General features: G+C 47.2%; 15 protein-coding genes, 1 tRNA gene and 1 pseudogene. All 17 read left to right on the top strand.

From position 1 onward, the window contains the following. Positions 1 to 2 precede the first annotated feature (2 nt). The 17 genes and pseudogenes from SGI97_01995 to SGI97_01915 all read left to right on the top strand — a co-directional run bounded on the left by SGI97_01995 (position 3) and on the right by SGI97_01915 (position 22,543). On the top strand, positions 3 to 1,277 hold the full coding sequence (locus SGI97_01995) for a hypothetical protein (GenBank protein ID MDZ4722667.1): 1,275 nt from the start codon (positions 3 to 5) through the stop codon (positions 1,275 to 1,277). After that, positions 1,274 to 2,806 (top strand): oligosaccharide flippase family protein, encoded by a 1,533-nt coding sequence (locus tag SGI97_01990; GenBank protein MDZ4722666.1) that lies wholly within the window; start codon positions 1,274 to 1,276, stop codon positions 2,804 to 2,806. The genes SGI97_01995 and SGI97_01990 overlap by 4 nt, the downstream gene beginning before the upstream one ends. After that, positions 2,803 to 4,224, top strand: coding sequence for a hypothetical protein (locus tag SGI97_01985; protein ID MDZ4722665.1), 1,422 nt, complete (start codon positions 2,803 to 2,805; stop codon positions 4,222 to 4,224). Before SGI97_01990 ends, SGI97_01985 begins: the two co-directional genes overlap by 4 nt. Continuing rightward, entirely contained in the window at positions 4,202 to 5,533 is a 1,332-nt protein-coding gene (locus tag SGI97_01980; protein ID MDZ4722664.1) for a DUF6418 domain-containing protein, read from the top strand. The genes SGI97_01985 and SGI97_01980 overlap by 23 nt, the downstream gene beginning before the upstream one ends. 35 nt (positions 5,534 to 5,568) lie before the next feature. Next, complete coding sequence (locus SGI97_01975) at positions 5,569 to 6,627, top strand: glycosyltransferase family 1 protein (protein MDZ4722663.1); 1,059 nt, start codon at positions 5,569 to 5,571, stop codon at positions 6,625 to 6,627. A gap of 285 nt (positions 6,628 to 6,912) precedes the next feature. After that, the gene (locus SGI97_01970) at positions 6,913 to 8,067 is read left to right on the top strand and encodes a Wzz/FepE/Etk N-terminal domain-containing protein (protein MDZ4722662.1); all 1,155 of its coding nucleotides are present in this window, start codon (positions 6,913 to 6,915) and stop codon (positions 8,065 to 8,067) included. A gap of 75 nt (positions 8,068 to 8,142) precedes the next feature. Beyond that, entirely contained in the window at positions 8,143 to 9,231 is a 1,089-nt protein-coding gene (locus SGI97_01965; GenBank protein MDZ4722661.1) for an NAD(P)-dependent oxidoreductase, read from the top strand. After that, positions 9,221 to 10,492, top strand: a complete 1,272-nt coding sequence (locus tag SGI97_01960) for a glycosyltransferase family 4 protein (GenBank protein MDZ4722660.1) — start codon at positions 9,221 to 9,223, stop codon at positions 10,490 to 10,492. The genes SGI97_01965 and SGI97_01960 overlap by 11 nt, the downstream gene beginning before the upstream one ends. Before the next feature lie 189 nt (positions 10,493 to 10,681). Then, positions 10,682 to 10,763 (top strand) — tRNA-Tyr (locus SGI97_01955). 216 nt (positions 10,764 to 10,979) lie between these two features. Continuing rightward, the gene (locus SGI97_01950; protein MDZ4722659.1) at positions 10,980 to 13,265 is read left to right on the top strand and encodes a sodium-translocating pyrophosphatase; all 2,286 of its coding nucleotides are present in this window, start codon (positions 10,980 to 10,982) and stop codon (positions 13,263 to 13,265) included. Between the two features lie 969 nt (positions 13,266 to 14,234). After that, the gene (locus SGI97_01945; GenBank protein MDZ4722658.1) at positions 14,235 to 14,600 is read left to right on the top strand and encodes a DUF1428 domain-containing protein; all 366 of its coding nucleotides are present in this window, start codon (positions 14,235 to 14,237) and stop codon (positions 14,598 to 14,600) included. Positions 14,601 to 15,744: 1,144 nt separating this feature from the next. Next, positions 15,745 to 19,722, top strand: a complete 3,978-nt coding sequence (locus SGI97_01940) for an RHS repeat-associated core domain-containing protein (GenBank protein MDZ4722657.1) — start codon at positions 15,745 to 15,747, stop codon at positions 19,720 to 19,722. A 13-nt stretch (positions 19,723 to 19,735) separates the two neighbouring features. Further along, positions 19,736 to 20,074: a hypothetical protein gene (locus tag SGI97_01935; protein MDZ4722656.1), complete on the top strand. Its 339-nt coding sequence runs from the start codon at positions 19,736 to 19,738 to the stop codon at positions 20,072 to 20,074. 26 nt (positions 20,075 to 20,100) lie between these two features. Then, positions 20,101 to 20,715, top strand: a complete 615-nt coding sequence (locus SGI97_01930) for an RHS repeat-associated core domain-containing protein (GenBank protein MDZ4722655.1) — start codon at positions 20,101 to 20,103, stop codon at positions 20,713 to 20,715. A gap of 19 nt (positions 20,716 to 20,734) precedes the next feature. Continuing rightward, a complete protein-coding gene (locus SGI97_01925; GenBank protein ID MDZ4722654.1) occupies positions 20,735 to 21,040 on the top strand; it encodes a hypothetical protein in 306 nt (101 codons plus the stop codon). 32 nt (positions 21,041 to 21,072) lie between these two features. Further along, positions 21,073 to 21,783 (top strand): annotated as a pseudogene (locus tag SGI97_01920) (RHS repeat-associated core domain-containing protein). 391 nt (positions 21,784 to 22,174) lie between these two features. Further along, positions 22,175 to 22,543, top strand: coding sequence for an RHS domain-containing protein (locus SGI97_01915; GenBank protein MDZ4722653.1), 369 nt, complete (start codon positions 22,175 to 22,177; stop codon positions 22,541 to 22,543). Positions 22,544 to 22,586 lie beyond the last annotated feature (43 nt).

The raw sequence follows: 22,586 nt of genomic DNA, 5'->3' as shown, positions 1-22,586 counted from the left end.
AAATGGGAGCAATCAAAACACTTGCCCGGCATATACTGCCACGAACCGCAAAGATGCGCATCTATCGGCGTCAGGCGCTCGATTATATCGAGTCATTACGCGCTGATTATGAACCTGCTAAGAAGACAATTCTTGTCATCAATCATTTTTTCGATCAGGATATCAAAGCGCTCAGAGCCGCAAATACCAAATATAATATAGTCGTCGTTGAAGCTCCGATACTTTTCAAGGGAGCAAAGCTGTTTTTCGCCCAAGGCGTTCAGGATATGACGGCTTCGTATGATCTGGAAGATCCGATGCGTGTTCAGGAATATCACGCTGAATGCGAACTCATGTTCTCTGCCTTGAAAGATAGATTCAACCCCGCGCTCATGGTCGCGGTCAATGATAACTTCTATTGGATAAGAGAATTTATCCGAGTTGGATGGACGCATGATGTAAAAACTGTTGTTATTGACAAAGAAGGGACAATCTCCCCGCACTCTTTTGAGCATGAAGTCATACGGGCGAAAAAATGCGCGCCATTTATGTCCGATCATATTTTTGTGTGGAGCGAGCGTCAGAAGGAGTTTTGGAAACGTATTGGTGTGACCGATGACAAATTAACAGTCCTTGGGCAGCCGCGCTCGGATTTGTTCTACCAGAAGATGGATTTTACTGTCGACAATCTTTTCACCAAACCCCAGCCGCTCATTACTTTGTTTTCCTATGATGACGCAGCCTACATTCCAATCGAGCTTGTCGCTTCGGAGAATCTCACATGGCGGAAGATGAAACATGAGTGCCATCACTATCTCTACGAAATGGCCAAAAGCAATCCGACTTATAACTTTGTATATAAAACGCATCCTCAGCAACTCGACTTCACGGAACTGAAAGCGAAATACGAATTGCCCAATCTCAAGGTTGTTGGAGGCTCGGCAATTGCCAATGAGTTGATTGTCCGGTCTGAACTTATTATCGCTTTCCAGACGACGGCGATGCTCGAAGCAATGTTCTTAGGCAAACGCCTCATATATACGTCATGGGATCCGCATGTTCCTCGTTTGACAGAACATATTCTGCCGTTTCACACCGCCGAAGGCATAGTTATATCAGAAAGTTTCGCGCATTTTCAGGCGGCCTGCAATCGCTTTGTTAGTGGTGATATTAGTGATTTTGTGTTTACAAAAGATCAAGTTGCCCAGCGGAACAGACTTGTTCAGGAATATCTCTATCAGCCCGATGGTCACGTATGCGATAGATTCTTCTCAGAAATCGAACGGTTCATGGTATGAGTCGGCTGTTCTCAAACACGCTCATCTCAAGCCTGGACAGCGTTGTGCTCATTGCACTGAGCCTTGTTGCAACACCTATTCTCGTCAATAATTTTGGGGTGTCAGGATATGGTGTTTTTGTTTTCCTCAGCATATTCAGTATTCATGGCGCACTTTCGTTTATGGATTTGGGGATGGAGGCCTCGCTTATGACCGCCGTGGCGAGATTTGACGCTGACGGCAACACACGGGACATCCAGAGCGCGCTAAACGTCTCCCTTGTCTATTATCTGGCGCTGGGTCTTCTCGTTGGTTGTATACTATTCCTTTTAAAAGGGATGATTCTTGAGCAGTTTCTCGAATCTGATGCGATCATTGCGCCTGAACACATAGCGAACGCTGTCGGCCTTATAGCCCTGAATCTGGTTTTTCAATTTGTCGGTGTGCCCTTTAGTGCTGTGCTTCAGGGTATGAGTCGCTTCATTATTTCAAAATCGGTGAGCATGACACTTAATATTCTGCAATATGCATTGCTCATCGCAGTCGCGCTTTGGAATGGAAGGATAGATATCGCTTTTGCTGCTATCACCGGACTGAGTCTGCTTCGGCTACTGGTCTATTTGGTTTTGTTTCGGATATACCTTCCGGGACATTTTGTTGTTTCGGCCTCGCTGGATATGGGATTGTTCCGCAAGCTTGCCAGTTATAGCTCGGTACTGTTCTTTGGACGATTTATGAGTCTCATAAATGGCCAAATAGATAAAGTCCTGATATGGCTTATGCTTCCGGTTGCGGGGCTTGCTATTTACGACATAGTAAACCGTCCCGGAAATCTTGTGCGCATGATTACCGGCATGACCTACTCGGCCGCTGTGCCCGAGGTAGCTCGACTTCATCAGATAAGTTCGATGCCATCCATTAAGGATATTTACCTCCGTTTGGTTCGGTATGCCTACCTTCTGATTCTGCCGGCCCTTGCCGGACTGTACATTTTGATGGAAGACCTCCTATATTTGTGGGTGGGAACTGAGTTTTCACAGTACAGCCATCTTGCGCTAATTGTGCTCGGAATCTTCACAATCAACCCGATTGTATCTATTGCCTCCACGCTTGCCATCGGTATGAACATGGCAAATAAATCTCTCCGGATTTCCTGCGTCGGTGTTGTGGTAAATATTATTCTCAGTCTGTCGCTGGTCGGCAAATATGGAATAGCGGGCTTACTTATCGGGACATTAACGGCAGATTTTGTCATGGTCATTCCATTCATTCTAATAATGAACCGCACACTGAATATTAATTGGCGGGAGTTTGTCGTCTCGCTGGCTCCGCTCTTCGCGCTTGGTATAGTATGTTGCGCAGGACATCTGATCGTTAAAGCATTATTTTCCGATTCTCTTTCGATCCGAATGACATTGAGCGGGATTATCGTCACGTGTCACTATCTGATTAGTTGCAAATATCTTTTAAATCGCAATGAGCGAAGTTTTCTGCTCGTTAAGGCTGGTATAGGCGACAAATCCCTCCAGCCAACGATGGTGTGTCAATGAGTAAAAACATTTGTTTTGTGTCGATGTTTGATCTGACCCGTGTCCAGTATGCGATAGCGCGCCGTTTTGAAGCGGCTGAAAATAACGTGCATTGGATGACCACCAACCCGCTATGGACGAAATGGCTGCAAGCTCAGGGGGTCGATGATTCTCGAATTGTCGAACTCGTGTATGAGAGCAAAGATTATCTGTCGGACAAGGAAAAAAGGGATTTGCTTGAAGAGATTGTCAAAACAGAAGAATTGACCGATATCTCCATCAATCAAAGCATTCTCTCGGATAAATTCGTTATGGCGAGGAAGAGGGCAAATCTCAATGACTACGCCTGCCTCTATTATCGTGACATAAAACTCTTTCTTATGTCACGACAGATTGACTGTGTTTTTGCCGAACCGAGCAACCTCAATGAACTTATCACACATATGCTTTGCTGCGAGCTTAATATTCCCCTCTATGCCGCGCAATCTTTGCGCTATCCTGAAGGGCGGTTTTTTATTGGCAGAGGTGTGTTCTATGACGATATGGTCTCAGTCAACAGCTCTCAGCCAGATGTGAGCCCCGACAGTGGGCGGGAACTCATCGATGACTTCATCCGCACACAAAGCCGCCCGGCGTACTTCCATATCAATAATGGGCAGGGAAGTGTCAATGTGAAGCGGATTGGCGATATGGCAACTAATCGGATGAAGTCGTTGATAGAGGGGCCAAATCGGCATTTGACCCACCATCACTTTACTGATAGGCTCTCGACACTGGTATCTACCCAGGTCAACTCGCTTTATCTCAATTACTTTTGCAGGTATGACAAACTCGATGATATCACGGGGCGGATTGCCTTTTACGGTCTCCATGTCCAGCCCGAGTCGTCGATAGATGTGGTTGGGCCGTATGTCAGCGATCAGCTTAAGCTTATCAAGGACATTCGGCGGTCACTCCCCTTCGATACGACATTAGTGATTAAAGAGCACCCGAATTTACTGGGAATGAAACCAATTTCGTTTTTCAAGGCGATTAAGCAAATCCCCAATGTCGCCCTCGTCGCTCATAGCGTATCGACATTCGAGATTTATAAACGGGCATCGCTGGTCTTGACTGTGTCCGGAACGACGGCATTCGAAGCGGGACTGCTGGGCATACTGGCAGTGACTTTTTCTCCGATGTATTTCTCGGGATTGTCATCTGTCCATTACTGCAAAGATATTACAATGCTGAAACCCCTTCTCTTTCGAATTCTTGCCGATTTCAAGCGGGATATTGATGCTGATAGTATGTTTATGGACAGAATGATCCGAGATTCATTCGCAGGATACTGGACAGATCCGCTCACAGATATTTGGGTGATGGCGCCTGAGAATATTGACAATCTCTATGCGGCTTTCGCCGCGGTAGCAGAGCATGATACTTTTCAACACGCTTAGCTTGATCATATTTATTTTAAGCTGTTTATTTCTCATTAAGAGATTTCGGCCGTATTCGTTGTTTCTGGGATACCTTTTTGCAATACAGACATGGTCGGCGCTTTCCTGCTATTACAATGATTTTGGGATTTATAATATTGAGTTGTTCAGGTACACAGAGACCACATTTGCTACATCACGGCTTATCCTGTTCTATCTTATTTCTAATTTCGGATTTCTGATAGCAGGCCGATTTGTTTTGTCATCACCGATGCCCCGTACGGATTATTCTTTCGGTGTCGAGTGGAAACGATTCCAGTTGATGAAATGGCTCGGTGTCTTAATTGTTGGCGTGCTCCTCTTGTATATCTTTCATGATTTTGCGGTGCACGGTATTCCTCTCCTTCAAGGCATTAACAAGCTGGAGCATTATCAGGAAGGCGGATCTTTTGAGCGGTTCCTTGTGGTCTACGGTTACGCTCTTGTATTTATGCTCGGCTGGGCGCGTAAATCGCACAAGAAAATCCATTTAAGCGATATCCTGCTCGTGGCCTTGATTGTTCATCTGATCCTGACGGCCAATAAATTTTCATCCTTGCTACTCTTGTTAATCTGCTATTTTGCTCCTTCCGCAATGAGGTCAATCTCGTCTGCAAAGCCTTGGCGGATGTTTCGCGCAAAAACAGTCATGTTGCTGTCCAGCGCTGTCGGATTATTTCTTCTTCTATCATTTGGTAGCTACCACCTTGGGGCAGATGATTCCGATATGGCAACCTTTATCCTCGCAGATAGGGTACTTGCCAACCAAGGGCACCTCTGGTGGGCCGTTGACAAGGACTATTTTGATGAGGGACATTATGACAATAATCACTGGAAGGCGGAAGTTAACGGCATAATCTCGCCAGCGAAGGCAGAGGAAGGGAGTGTGGGGATGAAATATCTCATGCTCAATATCCTTGGACCGAAGATTTCGTATTACATTTTTGACAAGGGTTATCTGTACACCATGGCTTATCCTGCTATTTTGGTCGCTTCATTTTCATATCCCGTGGCGATGTTTGTGCAGCTTCTCGCCGGAATATTTTTGTGTGCGCTGATGTACTATGTCTATTGGTCCACACGGTATAACCATCCCTTTCGTGCTCTCATCGCAATGCTCATGCTCATACCGTATATCACAGTGTTGTTTACCGGCAACTTTTCGGGATTTTTCACACTCGGTATGCTTGCCAAGTTCTCGCTTCTCGCGGCGCTCGAATTGGGTGTGCTCGGTGTTGCGTCGGTCGAGAGAACCACTCGTCCTCTCCGAGAAGAAGCAGTTCCTGTTTAGACGGAACGCAATGCTACTTATTAAGTAATGTGTCCATGATCTATATCAATGGCCGCTTTCTCAGCCAGCCAACCACCGGTGTTCAGCGCTATGCGACCGAGATGTCACGCCAGTTGCGACAGCTATCGCAGGAGATCACGGTTTTAACTCCTAAAAATGTGTTACATGATAAAATAGCCCATGAGTTGTCAGCGCAAAAGATTGGCTTCGGAAGAGGTTATTTTTGGGAGCAGGTGGAATTGCCACTGTACTTACTCAAGGAAAAGTCCCCACTTCTCATAAACTTTGGTAATATTGCTCCGATTGGCTATAGGAATTCAATAGTTGTTATCTATGACGTCTCATATCTACGATATCCTGAACGATATTCAAAAGCCTTTTCATTGGCATATAAATTAGTTCAACCGATTATCGCGCGCAGGGCGCGAAAGGTCGTCACAGTCAGCGAGTTCTCCCGTAAAGAAATTGAGGAGTTGCTGAGGATTGATAGCTCATGTATCCATGTTATTCCTGGGGCCGCCTCTGACATCTTCAAGCCTGCAATGAGCGGTGAAAAGGACGTGAGTAGAGAACAATACTGCCTGGCAGTTTCATCGCTTGATCCGGCAAAGAATTTCGTGCGCTTGGTAAAAGCATTCCAGTATCCTCGCCTGAGCGACATCAAGTTAATTATTGTTGGGGCGAAAGTTGACATATTTACCGATGAACGATTTGACTTGAATTTATCGCTTTCAAAAAGAATAGAATTTGTGGGACGTGTGGATGACACAGAGCTTTGCCGTCTATATCAGAAAGCCGAGCTCTTCGTCTTTCCATCCTATTACGAGGGTTTTGGTTTGCCGCCTCTTGAAGCGATGATGTGCGGCTGTCCGACAGTTGTGGCCAACGCTGCCAGCATCCCGGAAGTATGCGGTGACGCATCTCTCTATATTGATCCGCTGAATGTCGAGGATATAGCAAGTGGGATCGTCCGTCTGCTCGGGGATTTAGATTTACGTGCGAAGCTCAAGGCAAAGGGACTTGAAAGAGCGCGAATGTTCAACTGGAACAAATCCGCAACACAGCTTCTTGAGTTGATTTCCAAGTTAGGATAAGAGAGAGTAAAACCGTCAGGTCACACCTCTATTTTCGCGACGCTTAGCCAGCGACAAGATCTTGCGGAACAATTGACGGCTGTCGGTTTCAAATGAAACTATTGGAAAGTTAATTCCTATAAAGAAGGAACAGTTTTCCTTGTAAGAGGTCTCATTTAGCCGTTGCTGATTGGATGCCCACAAGTAGGCAGTTAAATGTTTGGTTGATACGGGCTTACGAAAGGCAAATAAGTTCCCTGCATGGCAAGCATTTTGAGTACAAGTTCTTCGTATAGAAAGGATGCTATGCATAAAAACCGACTACACCAGCAGATCTCTTCCGACTCACACTCGACATTTGAGCGTGAGTCTATTACCAATAGTTCGTATGAGGCAGTGACCGAACGGACATTCGAGGTTCATTTGTATGGTTTCATCCGCATGCTTATTCGGAGACGAAAGTTAATCACGACCGTCGTTGGTCTTGTCGCAATAACGGCCGTAACGATGATGCTCATGACGGCCAATAGCTATCAGTCTAAGGCAACACTTTTACCTTCGGGACAGACGGACAATGTCACGGCATTAAAAGATCTGGTTGGTTTGGGCTCGATGAGCATGACCGAAGAAAACTCTTCGGCCCTTTACCCGCTTATACTTCGATCAGACCTGGTTAAAGACGCATTGCTATCTAAACGCTTTGAATTTGGGTTTAATGAAAAGAGTCTGGCGATGACCGTCCCTGAGTACTTCGGCGAGACTGACCCAACTCGACTAAGAAATTACCTTGATGATATCACTTCTGTAAACGCAGGAAAGCGAACAGGGGAGATCGTGCTGACCGTCGAGACCGAATATCCGGAACTATCCCAGGCCGTGGCGGAGGAGTATCTGAACCAGCTTGAGGATTACAATCTCAATAAAAGGAGGTCGGGCGCAAAGAATACCCAGACTTATCTGGCCGGACAACTGGCAATCGTCAAAAAAGAATTGGAAAGAGCTGAGGATAATCTGCAGACGTATCGTTTATCCAACAGCGACTGGGCTGGCTCGTCAAATCCTGAAATACTTACCGGACTTGCGCGGCATCAAAGAGAAGTAGAACTGAAATCAACAGCCCTGATTTACCTGCAACAGCAGTATGAGATTGCAAAATTTACCTCGCAAAAAGATATGCCAATTATCCGGATACTCGATAAGCCCTCGCTCCCGACCATAAAAACAGGCCCCAATCGAACACTGACCGTATTTGTTGCGACTTTGTTTGCCTTAATTGGATCAGTTGCGCTGGCGTTTGCGCTCGAATATCTTGGCCAGCAGAAAAATGGCGACTATCGGGGTGAATACGAAGCTATCCGGAGAGACTTGCAGAAAGCCTTCCCGAAGGGAGAAAAGCTTGTCAGCACGGTTAGCATGACACTTCGAGGGTCAGTCGCGGAAAAGCAGGAAGTTACTTTGTAGTAATTCCTGTGCTGTTCTTGTTGCGTAAGCAGGTCTTTTTGCGCTAATTGCACTAAAGATTCAAACAGGAGCGATGTGGGTAAAACATGTGTCATATTCGGCGGGTCAGGGTTTGTCGGAACCCATCTGGCTCGGCGGTTTTTATCGTCCGAACAGTTTAGTCATATTCATATCGCCGACATTCAACCAAGCGCGCTCGAAGGTCAGCCCGGAATCAGCTATTCAGCCACTGATGTTCGAAACCCGATCCCGGCAAATATCATTTTAGCAAGTCCTGATTGGATTTTTAACCTTGCCGCAATTCACCGCGAGCCGGGGCATACTCATCAAGAATATTTTGATACAAATCTACCTGGCGCGGAAAATGTCTGTTCCTATGCCGAGCAGGTCAACTGCAAGAATATCTATTTCACCAGCAGTATCTCTGTCTATGGACCGACGAACGGCCCAACTGATGAATCTTCACCTATTCGTCCAACTAAACCCTACGGCGGCTCAAAATATCCGGCCGAATTGATTCATGCGGGATGGCAGAGCAGGGGCGAGGGGAGACGGTTACTGATTTCACGTCCTGGTGTGTTATATGGTCCGGGCGACCCGGGTAATATCCTTCGCATGATAAGAGCTGTAAAGCGAGGCTATTTTGCATATCCTGGCGAGTCTTCGGTTTTTAAATCCTATGGCTATATTTACGGATTATTGGAAAGTATAGAGTTTCTGATGAATTCGCCGTATTCCACAGTGACCTATAATTATGTCGAGTACCCCACTCAGTCATTGGGAGAATTGGTCGAGAGCGTCAAAAGACACTTGAGAAGCAATGCGCTTGTTATCCCACTGCCGCTCTGGTTGTTGCTTCCAATTGCAAAGATTATTCATGGATTTTCAGGTACTTCCGGCGCCATACATCCGGTGCGGGTGAAAAAAGCTGCGACACCGACCCATATTATTCCAAAAACTCTTCTTGATCTGGGCTTCGAGTTTTCGTTCGATTTTGCGCAATCTCTACAACACTGGGAAACGATTGCTCCGGCTGATTTTGGTATTATTGATACAGAATCAAAAACACAGCCTCAAAAACACCGCTCGATTGCGCCTGCAGGCAAAGCATCGCAAGCGGAGTCCGAAACTATTTCACAGGTCGACTCGCTCCATGAAGCATGAAAAGCACGGTAAGATTTCGTTAAGCGATCTTCGTATCGCCGTGGTCCATGAATGGCTGGTAGACTACTCGGGTTCCGAAAGAGTGGTTGAGCAGATTCTGAATCTGTTTCCTCAGGCCGATCTTTTTGCACAGGTCGATTTTCTTTCGCCGAATCAGCGGGGGTTCATTCAAAACAAAACCGTTCGAACCTCATTCATTCAGAAACTACCATTTGCGAAGAAAAAATATCGCTCCTATCTCCTGCTCATGCCTCTTGCTGTCGAGCAATTCGATTTGTCCGCATACGATCTGATTATTTCCAGCAGCCATGCGGTGTCAAAAGGAGTGTTGACTGGCCCGGATCAGGTTCATATTTGTTATTGTTATTCCCCAATGCGATATGCGTGGGATTTAAGCCATCAGTATCTGAGAGAATCAGGTCTGAGCGTCGGACTCAAAGGCTGGCTGGCGAAAATATTGCTCCACCGGCTCAGACTTTGGGATTATCGGACCGCGAATGGAGTTGACGCTTTTGTTGCTAGTTCCGGCTATATCGCGCGCCGTATCGAAAAAATCTATGGACGCCCATCGACAATTATCTTTCCGCCTGTTAGCGTGGATGACTTTGCGCTCTCGCACGAGAAGGAGGACTTCTATTTCACAGCCTCGCGGATGGTGCCGTACAAGCGGATCGAGCTGATTGTCGAGGCCTTTGCCAGAATGCCCGAAAAAAAACTTGTGGTAATAGGCAGCGGACCGCTTTTTGGACAGATAAAGAGTAAAGCTACTCCGAATGTGACTCTTCTTGGATACCAGCCGTTCACAGTATTGAGAGATCACCTCCAGCGCGCCCGTGCCTTTGTCTTTGCTGCGGAAGAAGATTTTGGAATATTACCGGTCGAAGCTCAAGCCTGCGGAACGCCGGTCATTGCTTTTGGACGTGGCGGAGCGAGGGAGACGGTCATTGAGGGTCAGACTGGTATATTTTTCGAGTCACAGACGCCTGAGGCGATCATCGATGCTGTTGACCGGTTTGAGGCATCTGAGAACAACTTTGATGCCTATACGATTAGACAGAACGCTCTTCGCTTTTCGGCTGAGACGTTTCGCATCACATTCAAGTCATTTGTTGAAACCGCACACGCTAAATTTTGTGAGAAGCGTGAAAGTCATCATGCAAAGCGTATTCTTTCAGAGGCTGTGATATCTTCAGATTCGATTCTCGATGGTTATGTCAGCAGACGGCATGAAACTGTTCGCACGCCCAAGTCTGATTTGTAGACGCTTGCGCCCTCGATTTGCCCTGTATCAGCTAAGACATTGCGCCGCTTTATGAAATGCGTGATCAAAACTCTGTTCTAAGTGATTTTCTAAGTCATATTTCCGTTGTGTTTTGTTAAAATCCGTATATATTTGCCAGCTTTGGCAGTTGACCGGCATGCTCGAAGCGAGAGCTGATGGATTCTAATTGGTGGGGTTCCAGAGCGGTCAAATGGAACAGACTGTAAATCTGTCGGCTTAGCCTTCGAAGGTTCGAATCCTTCCCCCACCATTTTTTATGGACTTGGAATGATGTTTACAAAGCGGGCGAGAAGAGTGAAATGTGCGAGACCTACAAATGCAATCATGGCGTCTTAACTGCTTATGTGTGAGTGAGTTTGAAAACACAAATCCCATGAATTCAAGAAACATGAAAAATAAATAATATCTAAACGAATAATTCCAAATAATCAACTGGAGGATTAATGGTCAGTGAGAGGAGTACGTCATGAGTGAGGGGTTTTTTCGTAGCGAAGGGTTTTTGCTGAGTCTGATAATTGGTATCAGCATTCTCGGGCTTGTTTTCGCTTGGTGGCTGGCAAGTTGGGTGCTGAAAAGACCAACCGGCACGGCCGCAATGCAGGCCATTTCAAACGCTATCAAAGACGGGGCCGAGGCATTTTTACGCCGTCAAAACAGAACAATTGTGATGCTTGCCGCTCTTGTCGCGCTTGCGCTTTTTATCGGCTACGGTATTATCCGTGAACATCGTGAATTTGATCCAGTCGATACAGCGATGTCGCTTGCGCTCTGGGTGACTGTCTCTTTTGTTTTTGGAGCTATCTGTTCAGTGATAGCGGGTTACGTTGGTATGTGGGTGTCGATTCGCACAAATATCCGCACAGCAACTGCCGCACTGACAAGTCTTAACGATGCTATGCGTACTGCCCTTCGCGGTGGAGCAGTCTCCGGACTACTCGTCGTTGCAATGTCGCTTCTCGGTGTCACCCTACTTTACCTGTCTGTCTCATTTTTCACAGATGTCGAGCCTGCCAGAATCCCGCTTCTTATAGTCGGCTATGGATTTGGAGCGTCGTTTGTGGCGCTTTTTGCCCAAGTCGGCGGTGGTATTTATACCAAAGCGGCCGATGTCGGCGCTGACCTTGTTGGCAAAGTAGAGGCTGGCATTCCCGAAGATGATCCCCGTAACCCTGCTGTTATTGCCGATCTTGTCGGGGATAATGTCGGCGACTGTGCCGGTCGTGGCGCTGACCTCTTTGAGTCAACGGCCGCTGAAAATATCGGCGCGATGATTCTTGGCGCGACACTCGCGGTGGCCGCTGAGCGTGCTGGAGTCGATTTCACTGCCGGAATTATCGGTGTTATGATGTTCCCGCTTGTTGCTCGAGCGTTTGGAATTATTGCTTCGATCGTAGGCATTCTTTCAGTGAAGCTGAAAAATGAACAGGAAGATCCGATGCAGGCCCTCAACCGCGGCTATTTTGTTTCGGCGGCTTTGGCCATGATCGGTTTTGGCGCAACTGCATATTACCTTTTGGATGTACCAAAGGTACCCGATGCCTGGTGGCATTTCTTTCTCTGCGGAATCATAGGAGTCGTGACTTCGATTCTGTACGTTTTTATAACGCAATATTACACTGAATATCAATATCGGCCGGTGAAAGAAATCGCCGATGCCTCAACCACCGGCCCGGCAACCAATATCATCTCAGGCGTGGCTGTTGGTTTGGAGAGCACCGCGCTTCCTGTACTGGTGACGAGCGCTGCGCTTCTTGGGTCGTACTTCATAGGACAGGCCGCATTTGCTGGAACATCAGTCAGCGGCGGACTTTTTGGTACGGCCGTCGCTACGATGGGTATGCTTGCGACAGCGGCATATATCCTTGCTATGGATACCTTCGGTCCTATCACAGACAATGCCGGTGGTATTGTTGAAATGTCGCATCAGCCGGAGCAAGTTCGCGAGCGTACCGACAGACTCGATTCTGTTGGAAACACCACCAAGGCCCTCACAAAAGGTTACGCGGTTGGTTCGGCGGGACTTGCGGCGTTTTTATTGTTCCAAGCCTATATGGATGAAATTCTCCACTACTCCGGCCTGTATGGCACAACTGACGCGGCTGGGAAAATGGTTGAGTTTAGCGTCGATCTGTCCAAACCAGTTGTGTTTGTAGGGGCGTTGCTTGGGTGCATGCTTGTATTTCTTTTCTCGTCGCTCTGTATTCGCGCAGTTGGCAAGGCGGCCAAATCGATTATCGAAGAGGTACGCCGTCAGTATGCCAAATTGCCGAGAAAGAACGACATGATCCAGTTCCCGGATGACTTCAAACCTGACTATGGCGCATGTGTGGATATTGTCACCAAGGCGGCGTTGAGGGAAATGGTTCTCCCGGGCTTACTGGTGGTAATTGCCCCGATCGCGGTGGGCTTGAGCTTTAAATTCTTCATTGATGCCGAAAATCCGCTGATCGCAGCCGAATCTGTGGCGGCCTTCCTGATGGTTGGCACTATTGGCGGAATTTTGATGGCGCTCTTTCTCAATAATTCCGGCGGCGCATGGGATAACGCCAAAAAATATATTGAGACTGGCGCCCATGGCGGTAAATATATAACCCAGAAGGATGGCAGCAAGGTTAAGAATCCCATTCATGGCGCGGCTGTTGTCGGCGATACTGTCGGTGATCCATTTAAGGATACTGCCGGGCCGTCGCTTCACGTGTTGATTAAATTGCTTTCGACCATCACATTGGTGCTTGCTCCGCTCTTTATTTAGTTCTTGATTGAGCTTTTGATTTGTTGATGTACCGCTCGGCATTGTTGCCGGGCGGTATTTTTTTGCAGGAGAGAAACTTGATTGCCTGATTCTTGTTCATACGCTACATTGACAAGTATGAAGCCCGACGTGGTGGGGCCGAAAGGCTTTACGACCACTACGCATGAGATGGATTTTCGACCGGGCGGGGTGTTAATGTGGTGTCGGGCGTCTCTGCCCGACACTTTCATATAATCAATAGGGACTCTCAAGCGTGGTAAGACTATCAGAGACTCCCTCTTTCCAACAAGAAGCAGACGAGAACGGCCATGATTCTGCCTCGTTGGCCAGTCCGGCTTTGACAGGATTATTGTGAATATAGTTGAGCTTGGTCTGAAATTGCACTTCGGATGTTATCGCGAGGCCATTAAATCGTGCTCGCCAGACGCCTGACCTCTTTGCAAAAAGTGTCCTCCAACTCAGAGATTTAACATCATGCATAAATTTGCTGAGCTTGGGCCGCCGTCAATTGAGATGAGTAAATGGAAATGATTTGGCATCAGAACATAACCGTAGATTTGCGCATTGTGTCTCGCGCTGACGTGCCCAATGATAGAATATAGACCGGCCAACTTAAGGTTATCCTTGAAAAAATGTTCGTGATTGCGTGTGGCAGTTGATACAAAGAAGATTTGTTGATCTATCAGTATATCGATATCGCGAAGTCTTCGTCCCATGATTTAATTTAAGACATTGAACTGACAGAATCAGTCAGTGAAAAGGGACTTAGTTCGAGGAAGTGTCGGGCAGAGACGCCCGACACCACATTCATGCATAAATACGGAGCTGCCTAAGGACTGAACCAAACCCTTGGACGACTTGCGGAACTATTGGCAAAAAGCTATATGAAAGAGAGTTGGAAAATATTTCGTACATGAGATTAGGCAAAGACAAGAAGAATAAATTTAGAATGATCGAAGGAGAATTGTTATGGCAAAGTATGTCGATGGATTTGTTTTACCGGTACCCCAGAAAAACTTATTGGCCTACCGCCGCATGTCACAAAAGGCAGGCAAAGTGTGGATGGAACATGGAGCATTAGAATACAGGGAGTGTGTCGGTGATGACATGACGGTCAAGATGGGACTTCCTTTTCCGGCCCTGGCCAAGCTGAAGGCCGGAGAGGCTGTGGTGTTTTCATGGATTGTCTACAAGTCCCGCGCGCACCGCGACAGCGTAATCGCCAAAGTGATGAAGGACCCGCGTCTGGCAAAAATGATGGACGCGAAGATAATGCCCTTTGATTGTAGGCGGATGTCATACGGCGGCTTCAAGGTTCTCGTGGACATTGGTTAGGGGTGATATTGTTACGTAATTTGTGAGGCAGCGGGATCAGGCGAATCCGGCAGAGGCGAAGATAACGACCCCCGCACAAAATGCAGTTGCTTTGGAGCGCCAGTCTCATTATTCTTGCATGGAAGCCGGAGTGGTGAAACTGGTAGACACCAGGGACTTAAAAAGCGAATCGAAGAAAAAGCCAACTAAGTGAGACACAACGTAGTATGATGAGGCACAAGCTGTTACCCCTGCATTTTTCAAGTACTGATTCATGTGCATTTGTATGACTTTGGACACAGAGTAGTCACAATTTGGTCACACAGTTCTATGCCTAATGTCAGACATCCCTCGAAACTAATGATAGACAGGCGAGGCGAGCATGGGGTGACTTGCAACCCACGGTCGGGCGTACACAGAGAGTTAATATCTTAGTTGGCATTTGCTTTTAACTTTGGCATGTTTCACTTATGGCTGTCAGGCAGTGGTTCTGTAGTATCACGAAGTTGTAGACTATTAAATAATGTAATATCGCAATTGGAAGGCGGACCGAATGGTTGCATTTGATCACCCCGACAGCAAGGAATGCCTGCGGAAAGAATGCTTTGGCAACAAACTAAACGGAGGGAGTTATTATTGTATTGGATTGATACTGCTTTTCAGTTTCTTGTGTTTAGTCCAAGTTCAATCTGTACTGGCTGAAGAACATGGTTGTTATGGCTTTCAACCGAATAACAACTGCGGTGCCAATTCTGTCAATTCTCCGGTTCGATGTTATCCGATGGTAACAAGCCTGGAGCCAAGGCTTGAACGCATGTGGGATTCGGCGAACAGTCGCTTTGCGACCTTCTGTATAAACGTTGCTGGCACCGGATTTCAGCAGGGCAATGAGAAATTTCAAATTGCGGTCTCTTATACGGTCGGGCATGGATTTACGACACAGAGTGTTGGCTCGTGTATTTGGAAAGACCTGTCAACCGCAAATTCTTGTGTTGAGTGCTCAAGAGAATGCATATATTTGACAAAAGTTATCCCGGCACCTCCGCATAATATTGTCAAATTCTGGGCCGAAGCACAGCAATGGGGTATTTCAGTGCCCACTTGCGCCTGCGAAACCGATACAATATTCATCACCGTTCCGACCTCAGGAAGTGTGTCAGACACGATGCCAGAACCGTTGCCGCTACCAGTGGAACGGGGACCAATAGCATGCCAGGCTACAATAGGAGATCCTATAAATCTATCGAATGGCAATATGTATTTTGAACGCTTGGATGTACCGGTCTGGTCCGATAAGGGAGCGTCTATTGCCTTCGGCAGGTTTTACAACAGTTACACCGATGATTCCAGTTCGTCCTTGTGGAAAAATTGGCGGCATAGCTTTGAGTATTCGTTAAGTTATGATACCACCTCAGGCAACTACACGTTGCTTGAGCCAACGGGACGAAGCGTCCAGTTTACTAAACATCTTCTTAATTCATCTGAACCACAGGTGGTCAACTACACGTCACCGTATGGCACCCACTATCGCATTCGAGTCGCACAACCCAATGACTCGATTACGATTGTGCTTGAAGATGACACGAAACTGTTCATCCAGGGATTAGGGAAAATTGACTCTTTACAAGACCTTGCTGGCAATAAGATGAGATTCTATTACACCACCGGCTTGCTGGATTCAACCGTAAACTCATCCGGACGGCGATTGTCATTTAGCTACAGTAGTGGACGAATGACCTGTGTGCGATCGTTTGCCAATGATACTTTGGCGAAGTTTGAATATTATCCGACCGTCAATTTGCTTAAAAAGGTAACCTACCCCGATGCTTCCTGGGAAGAGTATACCTATGACACAATTGCGGCCAATAATCGGAAGATCACTTCTATTTCCAGTTCAAATAGCTTTACTCGACGCTATACTTATGATTCCAGCGGACGAGCAAACCAGTACACACGGGGCAACGGGTATGATCGCAGCACGATGTCCTGGTCTGTCACGCAGACAACCTGTCCTGATTCGATAACTACAGAGGCAAGCTCACCCACAGGCACTCGTCGGCACACGTCGTTCTGGTCACCGGCTTACTCGCGACGAGACGTGACTGTCAGAGCCGACTCAAGCTGTGCGCAGTGTGGTGTCAAATACGAGTATAATGCTGGTGGATTAATAGAGGCAGTCGCCGATGCCAACGGGGTGATCGATTCCGCTCTTTACGACCATAGAGGCAATCGTCTCTACGCCGTAGCAGGAGGCAATACCTCGCTAGCTCAGAGGACGTATTTCACGTTCGACAGCAGTTTCAACCGACCGACACGTGTGATGATCCCCAGTATTGCCAAATCCAACGACAGCACCAAGCTGAAATACACATATGACGCTTTAGGCAATGTCACCCAGATGATTGAGCGTGGCTATCGGACATCGACAGCCTCTGACAGCTTCAGTTATACGTCGACATTTACCTACAATGCCAGTGGCCAGATGACGAAATCCGATGGTCCCCGGACGGATGTAGTTGATACGGTCAAGTTTGTGTACCATGGCAACGGCGACCTTCGATATGAAATTCAGCCGAATACTGATACAACTGAATTCGGTGAACGGGATATTCTTGGCCGCAGGACATGGGTAAAAACTTCTAGTGGTGACACAACAAAATATACTTTCGATTCGCGAGGACGGCTAACCAAGGTAAAGACAATTGCCGCGACTTCAGATTCTGTCGTTTTCAGCTATGATGTCGACGGCAAGCTGTTATCCACAACCTCTCCGACCGGCAATGCGTCCACGTTCCGCTATTCGGCTGCCGGGTATCTGGATTCGGTAAAGAACGCGCTCGGTGAGTATATGGCCTATACGTATGATTCAGTTGGTAACCCACTCACCGAGAAGATTTACAAGAATAGCAGCACCCTTCGTAAACAAGAGTCGTTTACCTATAATAATAAGAGTGAACTGACCAAGCGGACTGGTCTTTATGGCGATAGCGCAAAATTCACCTATTCTGCCGTTGGGATGCTCGAAAGCCTCAAGGATGGCTTGGATAAGAATACCCGTTTCAAATATGACTCTCTCCGCAGGGTCATTGAACAAGTCCAGCCGCTCGGAAGTGACAGCATTGTCACCAAGTACTTCTATGATACGAGGAATAATATTACCAAGGTCACCGACCCGGGGACAAATAACTATGTCTACCGCTATGACGATAAGAACCGGCTGATTTTCGACAGCTCCATAATCACCGGGGTGACCCGCTACGGCTACGATCCGGCTGATAATCTCATCTGGAAGAAAAATGCGCTCAACGATTCGATTGTCTACAAATATGACGCGCTCAATAGGTTGACTAAAATTTGTTATCCGGACTCATCGACCAATGGTAATATTATATACGTTTATGACGGCACGCAGTTTTCATACGGAAAAGGCCGTCTTTATTCAGACAGCACCAAGTCCTGCCGCACACGATACCGTTATGATGCAAAAGGAAGGCTCTACCAGGAATTGCGGGTATTTCCCAATGATACAAGCACTATATATACAACCACATACGGTTATGACAAAAATGACAATCTCACCAAGCTGACATATCCATCCGGTCGCGTCGTTGAGTACACCTACGATGCCGCCGACCAGGTTACAAAAATACGTGACTCCATCAGCGGCAGCTGGAAAACACTCGTTGATACCATCAAGTATACCCCGTTCGGCAGGCCCGAATCCTGGCGGCTCGGAAACGGAGTGAAAGTGAACGTCGGGGTTGACTCAAGTTACCGGGTTGATTCCATCGCTACAGCTTCGCCCGATACTTCCCTCTTCCGCTTTGGTTATTCCTATACGTTGGCTAATAACATCAGCCAAGTCACTGACCGGCGGGTATCAAACAATACCAAGTCTTATACCTACGATGATATCTACCGGCTGACCCGCGTTATCAGTCTGGATGCGCCGGATGACACTATTACCTACAGCTACCATAAGAATGGCAACAGGGACAAGGTTATAGAGTATGGCAGTCCCAGAGATACCTTAATTTACCAGTATTCCGGCAACAAGGTGACCAATATAACTGACATTGCTTTGGCATTTACCTATGATGCCACTGGCAATGTTACCCGTGAAATTGAAGGTATTGCCAATGAGACGCCGCCGCCCTTTGAGGGACTCATGGCCATGGGACCCGAAGGCCCGCAGATTGACACCATCCTCTATGCTTACAATGATGCCGGACGGCTCATTACCATCACCGGAGACGGCACAACCATCACAATGGGTTATGACGCCTGGCATCGGCGGATTAAGAAGAGCTACGGCGGAGCGCATATTTACTTTATCCCGGCTCTGGACGGCCAGCAGGCGGACTATGTCTACCTCAATGGGACAGCAATAGCCCGACTGGGTAACAGCTCTCAGGGCAATCGTGAGTATTACATTACCGACCAGCTTGGGACACCGCATGTTCTGGCCGATTCAGCCAAGACGGTCAGATGGAAGTCCCGAAGCTATCCCTTTGGTGTTATCTACAATGAAGTCACCTCAACGACTAATTACGTCCGTTTTCCCGGGCAGTGGAAGGACAGCGAGAGCAGACTGACCTACAACTGGCACCGCTACTACAACCCGAGGATAGGCAGATATTATCAGGCTGACCCGATAAATCTTTTGGGAGGAATTAATTTATATGCCTATGTTGATAACAATCCGGTAATGGGCTTCGATCTGTTAGGGTTGAAGAACTTTTCGTGCGAGGAAACAGAGAAAATAATTGCTGAAGCTGGCATTCAAAGTCTGTGGGATGCTTTTTTCAATCACATCGGTAACGAAAGGTACGATTTTAAGGCGAATCAAAAGTTCGATACTTTTAACGTGGGGGGTGTAGTGATGAAAGCAGACGAATTTGGGAATTATCTTGCAGGATATGTCGGAGTCAAAGCCGGGGGTGTAGGAGGTGAACTCGGTGTTCGATTGGGTGGAATTTTCTATGACTTTTGGGATGATTTTACGCAAAGAAGGGGCCGAGATTTTCTCGATGTTCGGAAGAGTACGTTTGACTTTGATTCTGATAGCTGGGATCGAATCAACGCAGGACGAAACCGTGCCTTGAATGAGGCCAATGGCCACGAGGTCTGTGGTTGTCCATAATAAAGGAGCTCATATGATAGATTGGATTATTGTCCTCTGTCTTGCCATAGCAGCCTGGTTTGTCGGGAAGAAAGAAAAGGTTCGTCTCGGTATTGTGCTCGGCGTCATCTTGTTTTCGGCGAATCTTATTTGGGTATTTGGTTTTGGCCCTGAACTTCGCCATATCACTGCGAGGAGCGGGTTAGAGGGTCAGCGATTTCAGGATTTTGTTGATGGTGCAAGAGCAGTGCGTAGCCATGTTTTTTCCACTAGCCATTACCCAATTCTTGTTCCAATGATTGCTATCTTGCTCTATCTGAGATCAGTGTGGCGCATCAAGAAACTCAAGGAAGAGCTAAATCAGAAATCGTAGATACGAACACAATGAGATTCCCTGGCATGTACCGAGATAGCGCGATTCTCCACATTCAGCATAACTGGCACAGATATTACAATCCGAGGATAGGCAGATATTATCAGGCTGACCCGTTGGGGGTTCACGGAGATGAAACGAACCTGTACGCCTATGCCCTCAATAATCCGCTGAGATATACGGATCCTTCAGGACTTATAACAGAAGTGATTATTTGGCAACCAATAGCATGGGGACGCTCCTCATTTGGCCATGTATCAATCAATATAAACTCGACATCATATAGTTACTCTCTTGGGGGGATGTACATTAATCCCACATCGGATTATATCAAGCAAAATACCAAATTCAGAGAAGGCATCGGCATGATTCTAAAATTGACGTTAGCGCAGGAGATATACCTCAACGACTACCTTAGAACATACGACAGGGATTACAATTGGTTTACAAATAATAGCTGTGGCGATCCTTTGGAGAATGCTTTGGAAAATCTTGGATTCAACATGGGAACGATCGTCTTTCCTGTAGGGTTGGGAAATACTTTTATGGACATGGGACTGGTTGACTCATACAATTGCCCGAACAGTCAAATAATTGGTGGACTAGGGCACCTTGGACTGGAGGATGGTGGAAGGGATTGACTGATTGGTGGTATGGACTATGAACATCTCAAAATGGATAATATTCTTCCCACTACAACTTATCTTCTTACATCTGTGGGGGTGTGGCGATTTAAAGAAGGCCGTAGTAGTTACAGGTCCAGGCAAAACGGTCGTAATTTCGGAAAATGAATGCTTCTACTATCAAGGTGTTCATGTGATTGCAGAATTGGAGATCGGAGATACCGTCAAGGCTTTAAACTACGAGTATCCAAAAGACTGTATGATCTATAAGATTGAGATGTCTGACGGACGGCAAGGATGGATAACACTTGGAGATAATTGTACAGTTATTGATGTATCGTAAACTTTTCCGGTCAGTGAAAGGATAGCGAGGCGAGACTGACTTACAACTGGCACAGATATTACAATCCGAGGATAGGCAGGTATTATCAGGCTGATCCGCTGGGGTTGAATGGTCGACAGGCGAACCTGTATGGCTATGCCTCGGCCAATCCTCTTCGCTACTATGACCCTGAGGGATCGTCGATTTACTCACGCATCCAAGAAGTAACCTCTCTGCTAAATGCCGTGCAATCGGTTTCTGATTATGTCTGGTCTCTGCTTCCGACATCCGTTCAAAGCGGCCAGGTCTTTGGCACCGGCTTTGGCAATGAGGCCGTAGATTACTGGTCGGCACGACATGCACAAAGTAATGGTTGGCTTGACGCTACTGCTGGAACTTTCGCCAGTCTGTGGACACCCGAGATGTGGTCTACAACTTCCGGCTTATTGACTGGAGCCCGTGGCCTGCAGAGTCTGTGCGGTGTGCCGCGAAGTTACTGGCAGTATTATCCGAAAGGGAACTCGAGCTATACTTCTCCTTGGTTGGCACCAAGTAGAACAAACCAAGCGCCCTATTCACTTGGACAACAGGCACGAGAAGCACTCAATCTACCGCTTAGGAATCCGGGAACGGCTGTACGGCGAGTAAATGTTCATTGGTTGGAACCAATCCGTGGACCGAGGACACCGCTCCCGCGTGTGGACTTAGGATGGCCTCTATCAGGAAAGGGAAATGAGGTCATCAGGGGCTGGAGGTGGAAATGATAGGCAACGACCATAGGGGAGTACCCTTTCACTTTGGCGGGTGGGATGGTTACGGCGAGGAAGTTTCTTTGGATGTGATTCTGAAATACTTCACAGCAGAAAAATCCTATTCGACCACATTAAGTGTATCGGAGCAAATAGTAAAACATAATATTGCCCATGGAGACATTTTTCATCGTTGCACTAAAGTAGAGTGGGAGGATCTTCTCAGTTTCATTAGGCAGAGCTTTGGAATCGATGTTCTCACTATGTATCGCACGGGTAAGGGGCCCGGCCAACGAATTAAGAGGATGCTAATGAAATTAGTACGGGCTCTACATGAGTAAACTAGCCGGCGAGGTACGATGCCGGACGGCTCATTACCATCACCGGAGACGGCACAACCATCACAATGGGTTATGACGCCTGGCATCGGCGAATTAAGAAAAGCTATGGTGGAGCTACGTTCTACTATATTCCGGCTCTTGACGGCCAGCAGTTGTCCGAGTATTACAGTTCGGGCGGCTGGCAGGCGGACTATGTTTACCTCAACGGCGTCCCCATTGCACGGCTTGGCAATAGTTCACAGGGGGGCAGAGAATATTATCTGACTGACCAACTTGGTACGCCTCAGGCATTGACTGATTCGGCTAAAACGGTGTGGTGGAAGACCAAGTATTATCCCTTCGGGGGACTGTACGGTGAGACTATATCTATCAGTAACTTTGCTCACTTCCCCGGGCAATGGAGAGAGAGTGACGGGGAACTGACGTACAACTGACGTACAACTGACGTACAACTGACGTACAACTGACGTACAACTG

This window comes from Candidatus Zixiibacteriota bacterium (assembly GCA_034439475.1).
Classification (GTDB): Bacteria; Zixibacteria; MSB-5A5; order GN15; family FEB-12; genus JAWXAN01.
This window is presented reverse-complemented; position numbering and strand designations above follow the sequence as displayed.